The organism is Nocardiopsis metallicus (genome assembly GCF_014201115.1).
GTDB classification, from domain to species: domain Bacteria; phylum Actinomycetota; class Actinomycetes; order Streptosporangiales; family Streptosporangiaceae; genus Nocardiopsis; species Nocardiopsis metallicus.
Window position 1 is genome coordinate 4,985,402 of record NZ_JACHDO010000001.1, and the last position, 13,122, is coordinate 4,998,523.

Annotated in this window: 12 protein-coding genes and 1 pseudogene; 2 read left to right on the plus strand and 11 right to left on the minus strand. The window is 71.6% G+C overall.

What is annotated here, in order from left to right; all coding sequences use genetic code 11:
• Window positions 1-222: 222 nt before the first annotated feature.
• From HNR07_RS21785 to HNR07_RS21805, 5 genes are all read right to left on the minus strand, one after another.
• Window positions 223-321, minus strand: coding sequence for a 30S ribosomal protein bS22 (locus HNR07_RS21785; protein WP_013155353.1), 99 nt, complete (start codon window positions 319-321; stop codon window positions 223-225).
• Window positions 322-540: 219 nt separating this feature from the next.
• On the minus strand, window positions 541-1,176 hold the full coding sequence (locus HNR07_RS21790) for a histidine phosphatase family protein (protein ID WP_184366598.1): 636 nt from the start codon (window positions 1,174-1,176) through the stop codon (window positions 541-543).
• 54 nt (window positions 1,177-1,230) lie between these two features.
• On the minus strand, window positions 1,231-2,526 hold the full coding sequence (gene hemL / locus HNR07_RS21795) for a glutamate-1-semialdehyde 2,1-aminomutase (RefSeq protein ID WP_184366599.1): 1,296 nt from the start codon (window positions 2,524-2,526) through the stop codon (window positions 1,231-1,233).
• 78 nt (window positions 2,527-2,604) lie between these two features.
• Entirely contained in the window at window positions 2,605-3,099 is a 495-nt protein-coding gene (locus HNR07_RS35095) for an AAA family ATPase (protein ID WP_312893929.1), read from the minus strand.
• A 211-nt stretch (window positions 3,100-3,310) separates the two neighbouring features.
• Window positions 3,311-3,973, minus strand: coding sequence for a phosphatase PAP2 family protein (locus HNR07_RS21805; RefSeq protein ID WP_184366600.1), 663 nt, complete (start codon window positions 3,971-3,973; stop codon window positions 3,311-3,313).
• Window positions 3,974-4,243: 270 nt separating this feature from the next.
• On the opposite strand from HNR07_RS21805, the gene rraA reads away from it, so the two are divergent.
• Window positions 4,244-4,726: a ribonuclease E activity regulator RraA gene (rraA, locus tag HNR07_RS21810; protein ID WP_184366601.1), complete on the plus strand. Its 483-nt coding sequence runs from the start codon at window positions 4,244-4,246 to the stop codon at window positions 4,724-4,726.
• 308 nt (window positions 4,727-5,034) lie between these two features.
• Here the strand turns inward: rraA and HNR07_RS35100 are convergent.
• Window positions 5,035-5,193 (minus strand): annotated as a pseudogene (locus HNR07_RS35100) (bifunctional DNA primase/polymerase); the annotation flags it as partial.
• 316 nt (window positions 5,194-5,509) lie between these two features.
• On the opposite strand from HNR07_RS35100, the gene HNR07_RS21815 reads away from it, so the two are divergent.
• On the plus strand, window positions 5,510-6,667 hold the full coding sequence (locus HNR07_RS21815) for a calcium/sodium antiporter (RefSeq protein WP_184366602.1): 1,158 nt from the start codon (window positions 5,510-5,512) through the stop codon (window positions 6,665-6,667).
• 202 nt (window positions 6,668-6,869) lie between these two features.
• Here HNR07_RS21815 and HNR07_RS21820 read toward each other — a convergent pair whose 3' ends face one another.
• The 5 genes from HNR07_RS21820 to HNR07_RS21840 all read right to left on the minus strand — a co-directional run bounded on the left by HNR07_RS21820 (window position 6,870) and on the right by HNR07_RS21840 (window position 13,070).
• Entirely contained in the window at window positions 6,870-7,529 is a 660-nt protein-coding gene (locus tag HNR07_RS21820) for a bifunctional DNA primase/polymerase (protein WP_246420433.1), read from the minus strand.
• Between the two features lie 90 nt (window positions 7,530-7,619).
• On the minus strand, window positions 7,620-8,618 hold the full coding sequence (gene hemB, locus HNR07_RS21825) for a porphobilinogen synthase (protein ID WP_184366603.1): 999 nt from the start codon (window positions 8,616-8,618) through the stop codon (window positions 7,620-7,622).
• A gap of 53 nt (window positions 8,619-8,671) precedes the next feature.
• Window positions 8,672-10,363 carry a bifunctional uroporphyrinogen-III C-methyltransferase/uroporphyrinogen-III synthase gene (locus tag HNR07_RS21830; RefSeq protein WP_184366604.1) on the minus strand — a complete coding sequence of 564 codons (1,692 nt, stop codon included), beginning with the start codon at window positions 10,361-10,363 and terminating at the stop codon, window positions 8,672-8,674.
• A 131-nt stretch (window positions 10,364-10,494) separates the two neighbouring features.
• Complete coding sequence (hemC, locus tag HNR07_RS21835; protein ID WP_184366605.1) at window positions 10,495-11,481, minus strand: hydroxymethylbilane synthase; 987 nt, start codon at window positions 11,479-11,481, stop codon at window positions 10,495-10,497.
• The gene (locus tag HNR07_RS21840; protein ID WP_184366606.1) at window positions 11,478-13,070 is read right to left on the minus strand and encodes a glutamyl-tRNA reductase; all 1,593 of its coding nucleotides are present in this window, start codon (window positions 13,068-13,070) and stop codon (window positions 11,478-11,480) included. The genes hemC and HNR07_RS21840 overlap by 4 nt, the downstream gene beginning before the upstream one ends.
• Window positions 13,071-13,122: the final 52 nt, after the last annotated feature.

The window sequence follows — 13,122 nt, forward strand, 5'->3', positions numbered from 1 at the left end:
ACGTTCCTTGAAAGGAGACGGTAGTGGTCCGGATGGCCCGCGGACCGTTCACCCGCTCTGGGGTGAACCGGCGACCGCGACCCGTGAAACACAACAGTGGTTCACCCAGAAAATTCCATTGCCCGGCAAAGAGCCGGGCAGGGAAAGTGAAGTGTCTCCGCGTCCGGGGCGTGCCTGGGCCCGCCCGCGCCCGCGGAGAGACGACGTACGCCGCGAACGGTCCTACTTCTTGTTGCGACGAGCCACACGCGTGCGCTTGAGCAGCTTGCGGTGCTTCTTCTTCGCCATCCGCTTACGGCGCTTCTTGATGACGGAACCCATGGGATCACCTTCTCGCTGACGAGTGAGTACGGACATGCCGAACCACTGGTGACGAACACCGGCTGGCTCGGATGCGGTTGCTGGGCTCGCCCGGGCACACGCGCGCACGGCGCGGGTGGCCGGTGCGACCGGGGCGGGCCCCGGGGAGGACGACGCTCACTAGACGCACGTCTACCGCACCCGTGGCCCCAGCTTACCGCTACGGGCAACCCTGACGGGTCAGGCCCCGGGAAGCGACGGACCGTCACCGTAGAGCACGGCGGCCGGTTCGGCGTAGCTGACGCTGGCCAGCCGCTGATCCGCGAAGGTCAGCGACGTGACACTGGCGAGGTTACATTCCCGCAGGTCGGGTCGGCGCCACAGGCGCTTGCCCTCGGCCGCGCGGCGGGCCATCCAGATCGGCAGCTGGTGGCTGACGCACACGGCCTCACGGCCCCAGGCGGCCCGCCGGGCGACCTTGATGACCTCGACCATCCGGTCGACGATCTGCTGGTACGGTTCGCCCCAGGAGGGCTTGAAGGGGTTGTAGAGCCGCTTCAGCACCTGGGGATCGCGCGCGGACTTGCTGGACAGCGACATGCCCTCGAACTTGTTGGCCGCCTCGATCATCCGGTCGTCCAGGGTGACCGGAAGGTCGAACGCCTTCTGCAGCGGCTCCGCGGTCTCCTGGGTGCGGTCCAGCGGCGACGAGAACAGGGCCGCGATGTCGTGGCCCTCGAACCAGTCGGCGGCCATCTCCGCCATCCGCTGGCCCCGGTCGCTCAGGTGGTAGTCGGGCAGCCGACCGTAGAGGACCTTCTCGGGGTTGTACACCTCACCGTGCCGAAGCAGGTGGACGACGGTGGTCGTGGTCATCGTGGCAGTCTTTCTGTCCGGGGTGCGGGCACTGTCCGTGGTGCGGGCATCGGCTCAGCCCTGGGCCCGGGCCGCGGCCCGGGCGGCCTCGGGCAGCGCCGCGACGACCCTGTCGATGGCGGCCTCGTCGTGGGCGGCGGAGAAGAACCACGCCTCGAAGGCGGCGGGCGGCAGGTAGACGCCCTGTTCGAGCATGGCGTGGAAGAACGCGGCGAACACCTTGGTGTCCGTGGTGCGGGCGCTGTCGAAGTCGGTGACCTCCTGGTCGGTGAAGAACACCGTGAACAGGTTGCCGCCGCTCTGGACCCGGTGGGTCACGCCCTCGGCGCTGAGCGCCTTGGAGATCTCGGCCTCGACCTGCGCGGAGACGCTGTCGATGTGCGCGTAGACCTCGGGGGTCGCGCCGCGCAGGGTCGCCAGACCGGCCGCGGTCGCCAGCGGGTTACCGGACAGGGTGCCGGCCTGGTAGACGGGGCCGTCGGGCGCCAGCCGGTCCATGATCTCGGCGCGGCCGCCGAAGGCCGCGGCGGGCAGGCCGCCGCCCATGACCTTGCCGAAGGTCATGAGGTCGGGGGCCACTCCCTCCAGACCGAACCAGCCGGAGGCGCTGACCCGGAAGCCGGTGAGGACCTCGTCGAGGATCAGCAGGGCGCCGTTGGCGTGCGCGATCTCCTTGAGGCGGGCGTTGAACCCGGCCTTGGGCGGGACGACGCCCATGTTGGCGGGGCAGGCCTCGGCGATGACGCAGGCGATGTCGTCGCCGTACTCGGCGAAGGCGCGCTCGACGGCCTCGACGTCGTTGTAGGGCAGCACCAGGGTGTCGGCGGCGCTGGCCCCGGTGACGCCCGGGGAGTCGGGGAGGGCGAACGTGGCCAGCCCGGAACCGGCGGCGGCGAGCAGGGCGTCGACGTGGCCGTGGTAGTTGCCGGCGAACTTGATGATCTTGCTGCGGCCGGTGAACCCGCGCGCGAGCCGGATCGCGGACATGGTGGCCTCGGTCCCGGAGTTGACCAGGCGGACCTTCTCCACGGGGGTGCGCTCGACGATCAGCTCGGCGAGCTCGACCTCGCCGGGGGTCGGAGCGCCGTAGGAGGTCCCGGCCGCGACCTGGCCGTGGAGGGCCTCCACGACCGCCGGGTTCGCGTGCCCGAGGATGAGCGGCCCCCATGAGCAGACGAGGTCGACGTACTGGCGACCGTCGGAGTCCGTGAGGTAGGGGCCTTCGCCCTTGACGAAGAACGGCGGGGTGCCGCCGACGGCACCGAAGGCGCGCACGGGCGAGTTCACGCCGCCGGGGACGACGGCGGCCGCCCGCTGGAAGAGCTCTGCTGAAGTCTGTTGAGTACCCACCTCACCAGTGTGTCAGCTGTCCTCTCTCCCGCGACCGTGACCCGCCCCGCAACGCGTTCCACGGTGTCCGATGGCACCTCAGTCGCGCAGGATCGCCCGCACGAGCCTGTGGACCTCCGTGCTGGGGTCCGATCCGGGTGGAAGGCGTTCGGCCCGTTCGCGGGCGTGCTGGAGCCCGAACGCGAAGTCCTCGCCGTCGCGCTCGAAGACGACACGCTTGCGACGCTTCGGATAGGTGTACAGCCACTCCTCCGTCACCTGTCCGTCGTCGATGGCGAAGCCGTAGGTGTGGCGGACCCCGGAGAGCATCAGGTCGATGACGAAGATGGAGGGGTCCGTGGCCGCTTCGGCGTCAAGCGCGAAGGGCTCCCTGTGGATACCGCTTCCGGGTTCTCCGTGGTTCATGGACCAACGGACGGTGTCCCGCATGAAGGAGAGCGCGTCGAGCAGGTTCGACTTCCCCGAAGCGTTGGTGCCGAAGACGCCCGCGACGGTGACGGCCTCCCAGTCAGCGGATTCGGGACGGGCGTCGTCGTAGGCGGGGGGGGGTGAGGAGGAGCTGCTGCTCCTCACGGATGGACTTGTGGTTCTCTGCGCGGAAACTCAGCAACATGGCGAACTTCCCCCCTCCCCGAAGGTGGTCTAGCCGCTCTTCGCGCGGAAAAACCACCCCACCCCAGGGGATGCCACGGCCCCATGGCCTACGTTCTGAAACCCGTGGCATACACGTGTGCCCCGCCTCCCGGGGGTGGGGCGGGGCACACGTGCTGTTCAGGAGCGGGGCCTACACCCTGCTGTGGGAGTCCTCGCGGATCTGTTCGATCTCGGGGCCTCGGACGGCGGGTTCGGCTCGCAGGAGGGGCCGCAGGAGGTCGACCTCGGCGAGTTTGTCGACCAGGGCGGTCATCGGGCGGGCCGCCAGGAGCGAGACCAGGGTGGCGACGGCGGCGCCGACGAGGAGGCCGACGGTGACGTCGTGCGGGAAGTGCGCGCCGACGAGGACCCGGGAGAAGGCTTCCAGGACCGCGAAGAGGATCGCCGCGACGGCGAAGCGGCGCCAGGCGACGATGACGGCGGCGGCCGCGGCGCCGGCGATGGCGGCGTGGTTGCTCGGGAAGGACCAGTCACCGATCGGATCGCACGTGGCAATGGTGTTCAGGTCGGTCATGGCCTGGCAGGGGCGCAGCTGTTCGAAGAACGACTTGAGGGTCAGGCTGGCGCCGTAGGCGATGACGGTGGCGACCGGGGCGAAGAGAGCCAGGCCGACCAGGCGCGAGTTGACGGATCGGGATCGCCACCAGGCCATGAGGAAAAGGATCGCGAAGACACCGAGGAACAGGTCGGTGCCCCACACCGCTGCCGTCTGGGCCCAGGGGGCGAGTCCGTCGGCGAACTCGATCAGGGATCGCGACCAGGCGGTACTGATGGCGAAGATCTCGGAAACCATCTCTCTCCAGGGGTCGTACGGGGAGAAGAGCCGCTCTTACAGCAGGGGGAAGGCTGGGCGACGTCCCGGTGACGGGACTCCCACGAGTGGATGACGGGAAGGTCCTTATCCTGTCATCTGCCGGACCCTCCTAAGGCCGTGAAAGCGCGATCCCCGCGAAAGATGTGGACCCCGTCGGTGGAGCGGACGCGCGCCCCGGCCGCGGCCGCTCGCTGTACCGGAAAGTAACTTTGGACTGGTCCACCCGCTCTCTCACAGACCGGAGCTGTCATGACCACGAACTTCACCACGGCGGACCTGATCGACGACCACGGCGACACCCTGCGCAGCTGCTCCACGCAGTTCCGTCAGTACGGCGGGCACGAGGTGTTCTCCGGGCCGATCCGCACCGTCCGCTGCCACGAGGACAACGGGCTGGTCAAACAGGTCCTCAACTCCCCCGGAGAGGGCGCCGTCCTGGTCGTGGACGGCAACGGGTCCCCGCGCAGCGCCCTGATGGGCGACCTGATCGCCGGGGCCGCCGTGCGCAACGGCTGGGCCGGGGTGGTCGTCAACGGCGCGGTCCGCGACACCGTCGCCCTCGGTCAGCTGGAGCTCGGCGTGAAGGCGCTCGGCTCCAACCCCCGCAAGTCCCTCAAGGACGCCGCCGGGCGCCAGGACGTCCCGGTCACCTTCGGCGACGTCACGTTCGTCCCGGGTGAGTGGCTCTACAGCGACCACGACGGGATCGTCGTCAACGCCACGGAGCTCTGACGCGGACTCCGAGGGGGCGCGCGACGGAGGCTCCCCGCTCCGGAACGGTTGTGTTATCCGGTGGTGAACAGGACTTCGGAAGCACCGGATCTCCTGTTCACCATCGTTTTTCCGGTATCCACGTGCCGCGCATGGACTCGTTCCTCCAGCCCTGGTCTCCCATGAACGGGAAAGCGCAACCGAGCAAGATCGCGGGCATCATCAGCATCCCCATGAGCGTCGCCCAGAGGGTCCCCGGAACCAGAATCCCGACCAGGCCGGTGACGACACCGACCAACATGACGCCGACGCCCACCGGCCAGCGCGCCCGGGACCGCGAACTCCTCGCTGGCGTCGTCGAGGATGTCCAGCACCGCGATCGGGTCGGGAAGGACCACCGGGCCCTCGACGTCGCGCGTGGTACGGTTCCAGGTGAGGCGCCCGCCGGACGGCAGGGCGGAGGGTGTCCCGAGGAGGTCGTCGTCCTGGCCCGTACTCACCACCACCCGGCGCCCCGTCCATTACGTTGGAACCGACGAAGAGGTGAGAAGAACTCCCTGCCCGCCGGGCCTGCGCCCACCGGACCGGACAGCGGAGAACACCGCGGCACGAGTGCCATCGGTACGCGCGTATGCGCAGGGCCCACGGGACCGTGCCAGGCTCCCCCGGCCGAGACGGACAGGAACGCCCCGCCCTTCGGAACGGTTTCGCTCCGGCGGCAACCAACCGACAGGGGCGGGCCCCGCAGCCGACGTACACGCCGAACGCGGCGCAGCCGCACAGCGACACGATCGAAGGGTTCGCGTGAACGTACTGGTGATCCTCGCTCTGGTGGCGGGATTCGTTCTGTTGGTGGCCGGAGGGGAGTCACTCGTCCGCGGCGCGGGTTCGCTGGCGCGGACCCTGGGGATGTCCTCGCTGGTCGTGGGTCTGACCGTGGTGTCATTCACGACCTCGGCCCCGGAGCTGGCGGTCAGCACCGACGCCGCGCTCTCGGGGTATCCGGGGCTGGCCGTGGGCAACGTCGTGGGCAGCAACATCGCCAACATCCTGCTGGTGCTCGGGGCGTCGGCGGTGTTCGCCCCCCTGGCGGTCAACTCCCAGGTCGTCCGCGCCGACATCCCGGTGATGGCGGCACTGTCGGTGGCGGCGCTCCTGATGGCCCTGGACGGGAACCTGGGCCGCTTCGAGGGTGCTCTGCTGTTCGCGATCCTGCTGGTCTACGTCACCGTGACGGTGTTCGTCTCCCGACGGCGGTCAGCGCTCGCTCCGGTCTCCGTCCAGGTGGGCACCGACAGCTCCGGCCCGGGTACGGGCGGGCCGTTCCGGGCCACCCCGAAGACCAAGTCGGTCCTGCGCGACCTGGTGCTCGTGGTCCTGGGCGCGGGCCTGCTGGTGGCGGGGGCACGACTGCTGGTCTACGGGGCCAGCGCGATCGCCACGGCGTTGGGGGTGAGCGACCTGCTGATCGGGCTGACCGTGGTGGCGATCGGTACGTCCCTGCCCGAACTGGTGACCTGCGTTGTCGCGGTCAGGCGGGGCGAACGCGACATGGCGGTGGGCAACATCGTGGGCAGCAACGTGTTCAACATCGGCGCGGTCCTGGGGATCACCGCCATGGTGTCCCCCGGGGGGATCGCCGTCGCCCCGGCGGCCCTGCGCTTCGACCTGCCGATCATGGTGGCGGTGGCGCTCGTGCTGCTGCCCATAGCCGTGACCAAGCTGGGCGTGGCCCGCTGGGAGGGCGCGCTGCTCGTCGGCTTCTACGCGGCCTACATCACCTACCTCGTCGTGCAGGCCACCGACCACGCGTTCCTGGAGCCCTTCAGCGCCGCGATGCTGTGGTTCGTCATCCCGATCACCGCGGTGTGGCTGGTGGCGGTGATGATCTACGAACTGAGCACCCGCCGCCGCGAAGGCAAACCCGAGACCGCCGTGTCCTCCGGCGACGGTTCTTCCTGACCCCTGAGGGCGCCCCGCGTACCGGGGCGCTCACCCGGCCCACGCGGATCCGGCAGCCGGCCCGCCCGCCAGGACGACGAGCCGCCTGCCCGGCCAAGAACCACGTCACCGACATCCTGCGCGAGCCGGGCCCGCGCGACCGCACCGCCCTGGCGCTGTGGGTCAGCGGGCGGGGGTCTGAGCGTTCCGGCACTCTTCGCGGTCAGGCGCCCGGGACCGCGAACTCCTCGCTGGCGTCGTTGAGGATGTCCAGGACCGCGATGGGGTCGGGAAGGACCACCGAACCCTCGACGTCGCGCGGGGTGCGGATCCAGGTGACGCGCCCGCCGGAGGGCAGGTTGGAGGGTGCGCCGAGGACGAAGCTGTCCCGGCAGTGCCAGCGCAGGCCCGGCATCGCCTCGACGGCCTCGGGGACGCAGTCCAGATGGCAGGACCACCACTCGTCCTCGTCCATCGGAGAACGGGTGGCGACGAAGAACAGGTAACGCGCGTCCAGGGCGGCGACCGGGCCCGCCGGCACGCCCGCGCGGCCCATCCGGGCCAGGGCCATCACCCCGGCCTCGCGGGGCACGTCCAGGACGTCGAAGACCCGGCCGGTGGGGAGCACGATGTTGGCCTGCGGGCTCGCCGTCCACCAGCGGCGGATCGTGTCGGTGTCGGTGCTGGCCTCCACCCCCCAGGCCGCGGTGACCGGGTGCGCCGCCGGGTCCGGGCAGCCCATCCGGTCGCACGTACACGCTCGGTCCTCGCCCGGGGTCGCGCCCCGGACCACCGGCCAGCCGAGTTCGGCGTAGCGCAGCGCCGACTCCAGCATGCTGTCCGTAGCGTGGCGTCGTTTCCGTCGGTACAACACGTCGGCCATCCAGGCTCCCCGGTCGTCATCGGTGCGGGCGCGGCCGGGTGGAAGAGCCCGGCGCCCGGCGGCCGCGACCGGGGCGAGGGTCTGGTCGCGCTACCGGAGCAGGCGGGCCGCCTCGGTCGCCCAGTACGTGAGGATCTGCTCGGCCCCCGCGCGCCGGTAGGAGGTCAGGGTCTCCAGGATCGCCCGTTCCCGGTCGAGCCAGCCCTTCTCGGCCGCCGCCTCGATCATCGCGTATTCACCGCTGACCTGATAGGCCGACACGGGTACCGGAGAGGACTGCGCGACCTTGGCGACCACGTCGAGGTAGGCCAGGCCCGGTTTGACCATGACCATGTCGGCGCCCTCGGCCACGTCCAGGGCCACCTCGCGCAGGGACTCGCGGACGTTGGCCGGGTCCTGCTGGTAGCCGGAGCGGTCGCCGAACCGGGGTGCGCCCTCGGCGGCCTCGCGGAAGGGGCCGTAGAACACGGAGGCGTACTTGGCCGCGTAGGCCAGGATCGGCACCTGCGGGAAACCGGCCCGGTCCAGCCCGGCGCGGATCGCCCCGACCTGGCCGTCCATCATGCCGCTGGGCGCGACCACGGCGGCACCGGCCTCGGCCTGGGCGGCGGCGATGGACGCGTACCGTTCCAGGGTGAGGTCGTTGTTGACGTGCCCGTCCTCCTCCAGCGGACCGCAGTGGCCGTGGTCGGTGTACTCGCACAGGCACAGGTCGGCCATCACCACGATGTCGTCGCCGACCTCGGCGGCCAGGTCGCGCAGCGCCGCCTGGACGACGCCGTTCGGGTCGTCGGCCTGCGAGCCCACGCTGTCCTTGTGCTCGGGGATGCCGAACAGCATCAGCCCGCCGACCCCCGCCTCGACCGCGTCACGGGCGGCCTTGCGCAGGCTGTCCCGGGTGTGCTGCACCTGGCCGGGCATCGAGGAGATCGGCACCGGAGAGGTGAGCCCCTCCTTGACGAACATGGGCAGGATGAGGTTCTCCGGGAGCACCCGGGTCTCCGCGACCAGGCGACGCAGCGCCGGGCCTCGGCGCAGACGGCGGGGCCGGGCGACGGGGAACTCGGCGTCGAAGCTGGCGGAGGTCATGGGGTGCTCCCGGGTGGTGCGGCTGGGTGGTGGTTTCGGAGCCGAGGCTCGCTTCAGAGCTTGCGGCGGCGGCCGCGGCGCTTCTGGCTCGGCTTCAGGACGGGTTTGCCCGCATCGATCGCTTCCTGGCGCTTGGCCGCACCGTACTCCGAAAGTGCCTCCGCGAGGGCGGAAACCGAGGCTTTCGGTGCCAGGACGTCCACGCGCAGCCCGAACTCGATCGCGGTCTTCTCGGTCTCCGGACCGATCACGGCGATGGCGGTGGTGTTGTGCGGCTTGCCCGCGATCCCCACCAGGTTGCGCACCGTGGACGAGGACGTGAAGAGCACGGCGTCGAAGCCGCCGCCCTTGATCGCCTCGCGGACCGGCTGGGGCGGGGGCGCGGCGCGCACGGTGCGATAGGCCGTGACGTCGTCGATCTCCCACCCGAGGTCGGTGAGACCGGCGGCCAGCGTCTCGGTGGCGATGTCCGCGCGCGGCAGCAGGACCCGCTCGATGGGGTCGATCTCGGCGTCGTAGGGCGGCCAGACCTCCACCAGGCCCTTGCTGGACTGGGCGTCCTCCGGCGGCTCCAGGTCCGGCTGGATGCCGAACTCCCGGACCGCCTGCGCGGTGGCATCGCCGACCACGGCGACCTTGACCCCGGCGAATGCGCGGGCGTCCAGGCCGTAGGACTCCAGGCGCTCGCGGATGGCCTTCACGGCGTTCACGGAGGTGAAGGCGACCCACTGGTAGCGGCCGGTCACCAGACCGCGGACGGCGCGCTCCATCTGCTGCGGGGTACGCGGAGGCTCCACCGAGATGGTGGGCACCTCCTCGGGCACCGCGCCGTAGCCGCGCAGCTGGTCGGACAGGGCAGCGGCCTGCTCCTTGGTGCGGGGCACCAGGACGCGCCAGCCGAACAGCGGCCGGGTCTCGTACCAGGAGAGCTCGGGCTGGCGGGCCACCGGTGCACCGACGATCATCAGCGCGGGTGCGGTGACGTGGTGGTTCTTGGCGTCGGTGGACTTGAGATCGGCGACCAGGCGGGCCAGCGTCGAGGTGACGGTGGTCTGGCGGGTGGTCCCGCCGGCGCGCACGACCGCGACGGGCGTGGTGGCGGAGCGGCCGCCGGCGATGAGGGTCTTGCACACCACGTCGAATCCGGGCCCCTGGTGCTCGGGCGCCTCGCCCGCGGGGGCGTCCGCGCCCAGGACGACCAGCGGGGCGTCGCTGGCGGCCGCCTCCTGCCAGTCGACCTCCTTGCCGCCGTGCGGGCGCGCGTGCAGGACGCGCAGCTCGGGCTGGCCGTCGGCGAGCAGGGAGACGCCGCCGAAAGTCGGGACGGAGGTGATCGAGGAGACGCCGGGCGCGACCTCGACCTCGACCCCGGCCTCCTTGCATGCGGCGACCAGCTCAGCGCCGCGGCAGCCGAAGAAGGGGTCGCCCGAGTACAGGCGCACGACCCGCTGGCCCTCCCGGGCGCGGGTGACGGCGAGGGTGTTGATGTCACCGCCGCACTCTGCGGCCTCGATCACGGAGACGTCCTCGGAGCAGTGCGCGAGGAGTTCGTCGCGGAAGACGGAGAGCTCGTCGGCGGCGGGCTCGCGGAGGGTGATGACCACGTCGGCGCGGCGCAGCAGCTCGGCGCCGCGCAGGGTCAGCAGGTCGGCGCCGCCCGGTCCGGAACCGACCAGGGCGACATGACCGGGAACGCGTGCTCGGTGACGCGGTTCCTCCGGCTGGGGGCTGGCGTTGGCGTTCACGTACTGGCTCCTCGTGTGTGGGTCGCCTGTGCCCCGGGGCGCGGACTCCGGGGCGGTGACGGTGCGGGGGCGACCCGCGCTGGTGTTCTCCCGTGCGGCGCCAGGCGCTGCCCGGGTTGTTCTGCTGGCGTCTAGGGAGTGTCCCTTTCGGCGAAGGCCTCGGCAACGATGCGGTCGGCGCCCTCGGCGATCATCTCCCGGGCCAGGTCGCGGCCGAGCCCGACGGCGGTGTCGAGGTCCTCGGGCGAGGCGATGTCGACGGTCCGCTCGCGGCGCACGGCGGTGGCACCGTCGGTGGCGACCACGGCGGCGCGCAGGCGCAGGCGGCCCCCGGTGCACTCGGCGTAGGCGCCGACCGGGGCGGCGCACCCGGCTTCGAGTTCGGACAGGACGGTGCGCTCGGCGACGACCTCGGCGCGGGTGGCCGGGTGGTCCACGGAGGACAGGTAGGCGAGGTCGGCGTCGGCGCGCTCGGTGCGGCACTCCACGGCCAGGGCGCCCTGGCCGGGGGCGGGCAGCATCTGCTCGGGCTCGAAGACGTCGGTGACGTCGTCGCGGCGGCCCACACGGCCCAGTCCGGCGTAGGCGAGGACGACGGCGTCGAGTTCGCCGGAGGCGACCTTGCCCAGGCGGGTCTCGGCGTTGCCGCGGATGGGCACGTAGACGAGGTCGGGGCGCAGGGCGGACAGCTGGGCGACGCGGCGCGGGGAGCCGGTGCCGACCTTGGACCCGGCGGGCAGGTCCGCGAACTTGAGGCCGTCCCGGGCGCACAGGGCGTCGCGGGGGTCGTCGCGCTCGGGGATCGCGGCCAGGACCAGGCCCTCGGCGGGCGTGGTCGGCAGGTCCTTGAGCGAGTGCACGGCGAAGTCGATGGCGCCCGCGACCAGTTCGTCGCGCAGGGCGTTGACGAACACCCCGGTACCGCCGAGCTGGGTCAGGTGGGCCTTGGTGACGTCGCCGAAGCTGGTGATCAGCTCCAGCTCGATGGCCCGGCCGGTGCGCTCGGTGATGGTGTCGGCCACGCCCTGGGACTGCGTGGTGGCCATGGTGCTGCGGCGGGTGCCGAGCTTGGCGGGTGCGGCGGTCGTGCCCTCAGCCGAGGTGCCTTCAGCGGTCATGCCTTCTCCTGTGCGGTCCGCGCGGCCGTGGCCGGGCGGACGGGGTCGGCCACCGGCTCGGCGGCCTTCGTGGTCTGCTGGGTCTGGATGTCGAGATCGAACAGCTGGCGCAGGGCGGCCTCGTAGGCTTCCCCGTCGGGGGCCGCGGCCAGCTCCTTCACGCGCACGGTCGGTCTGTGCAGGAGCTTGTCGGCGACTCTGCGCATGGCGCGGCCGATCTCCTCGCGGGTGCGCTCGTCGAGGTCGTCGGGGAGGCGGCCGTGCAGACGGGAGAGTTCGGACTCCACGACGTCGCGGGCCTGGGCGCGCAGGGCGACGACGGTGGGCGCGACCTCGTTGGCGCGGCGGATCGCGCGGAAGTCGTTGACCTCCTCGTCGACGATCTCGCGCACGAGGGGCAGGGCGCTGGAGCGGCCGGTGCCGTGGTCGGCCCCGGCGGCGACGGCCTGGCGCAGGTCCTCGATGTCCACCAGGCGGGCCCCGGGCAGCTCGCGTACCCCGGGGTCGATGTCGCGGGGCAGCGCGAGGTCGAGGAAGACGAGGGGGCGCACGCGGCCCTCGGTGGCGGCGGCCACGGTGTCGGCGGTGAGCACCAGGCCCTGGGCTCCGGTGCAGGAGATGACCAGGTCGACGTCGGCAAGGGCCTCGGCCGCGTCGGCGAAGGGAACGGAGCTGGCCCGCACGGTGTCGTAGGCCTCGTTGAGGCACTCGGCGAGGCGGGCGGCGCGCTCCTGGGTGCGGTTGGCGACGATCACCGTTCCGGCGCCCTGGCGGGCGACGGTGTTGGCGGACAGCGCGCTCATGGAACCGGCGCCGAGGACCAGCACCCGGGTGCCGGTGAGCGGGCCGGAGGGGAGCTCGGCGCTGAGCGTGCGGGGCGCGGGCTGGTCCGAGGCGGGGCTGTCGGCGGTGGGCACGTCGGCAGAAGGCGCGTCGGCCGCGGGCCGGTCGGCCCCGGACACCGCGGCGGAGATCTGCTCGGCAGACATCCCGGACATGGGGCAGCCGACGGGCGGGGTGACGTCCACGGCGGGCAAGGAGGGGTTCGGAGTCACCGCGAGGTCGCGGGCGGCGACGGTGAGGCCGAAGCTCACCATGTCGGCCCCGGCGTGGTCCAGGTGGGTCTCGGTGTGGGCGCGCTTTCCCACACGCAGGGCGCGCTGGCCGAGGTCGTTGAGGACCCGGCCGACCGAACCGGTCTCCTGGCCCTCCTTGAGGGAGTTGCGCACCTGGCCGAGGATCTGGCCCTCGCCGACGACCATGGAGTCAAGGCCGCAGGTGACGGAGAACAGGTGCTGGACGGCGCTGTCCTCGTAGTGCACGTAGAGGTGCTCGGAGAGCTCGCCGAGGGTCACGCCCGTGTGCCAGGCGAGGAGTTCGGTGATGGCGGCGACCCCGCCGTGGTACCCCTCCACGTCGGCGTAGATCTCGGTGCGGTTGCAGGTGGAGACCACCATGACCTCGTTGACGGCGTCGGAGCCGACCATCTCACCGACCGCCTTGGTGCGCGTCTGTCCGTTCAACGCGACACGTTCGAGTAGCGCCACCGGCGAACTCCGATGACTCAACCCCACGGCCAGGACACTCATCCGCACTCCTATGCAGGCACTAGGTCTCTCCATGTTCGGGGACGGCCGAAGA

Excerpts from the sequence above, each read along its gene's own strand:
- rraA (WP_184366601.1), top strand. The coding sequence starts at position 4,244 with ATGACCACGAACTTCACCACGGCGGACCTGATCGACGACCACGGCGAC.
- HNR07_RS21805 (WP_184366600.1), bottom strand. The coding sequence starts at position 3,973 with ATGGTTTCCGAGATCTTCGCCATCAGTACCGCCTGGTCGCGATCCCTG.
- HNR07_RS21840 (WP_184366606.1), bottom strand. The coding sequence starts at position 13,070 with ATGAGTGTCCTGGCCGTGGGGTTGAGTCATCGGAGTTCGCCGGTGGCG.
- HNR07_RS21820 (WP_246420433.1), bottom strand. The coding sequence starts at position 7,529 with ATGGCCGACGTGTTGTACCGACGGAAACGACGCCACGCTACGGACAGC.
- hemB (WP_184366603.1), bottom strand. The coding sequence starts at position 8,618 with ATGACCTCCGCCAGCTTCGACGCCGAGTTCCCCGTCGCCCGGCCCCGC.
- HNR07_RS21785 (WP_013155353.1), bottom strand. The coding sequence starts at position 321 with ATGGGTTCCGTCATCAAGAAGCGCCGTAAGCGGATGGCGAAGAAGAAG.
- HNR07_RS21790 (WP_184366598.1), bottom strand. The coding sequence starts at position 1,176 with ATGACCACGACCACCGTCGTCCACCTGCTTCGGCACGGTGAGGTGTAC.
- hemC (WP_184366605.1), bottom strand. The coding sequence starts at position 11,481 with ATGACCGCTGAAGGCACCTCGGCTGAGGGCACGACCGCCGCACCCGCC.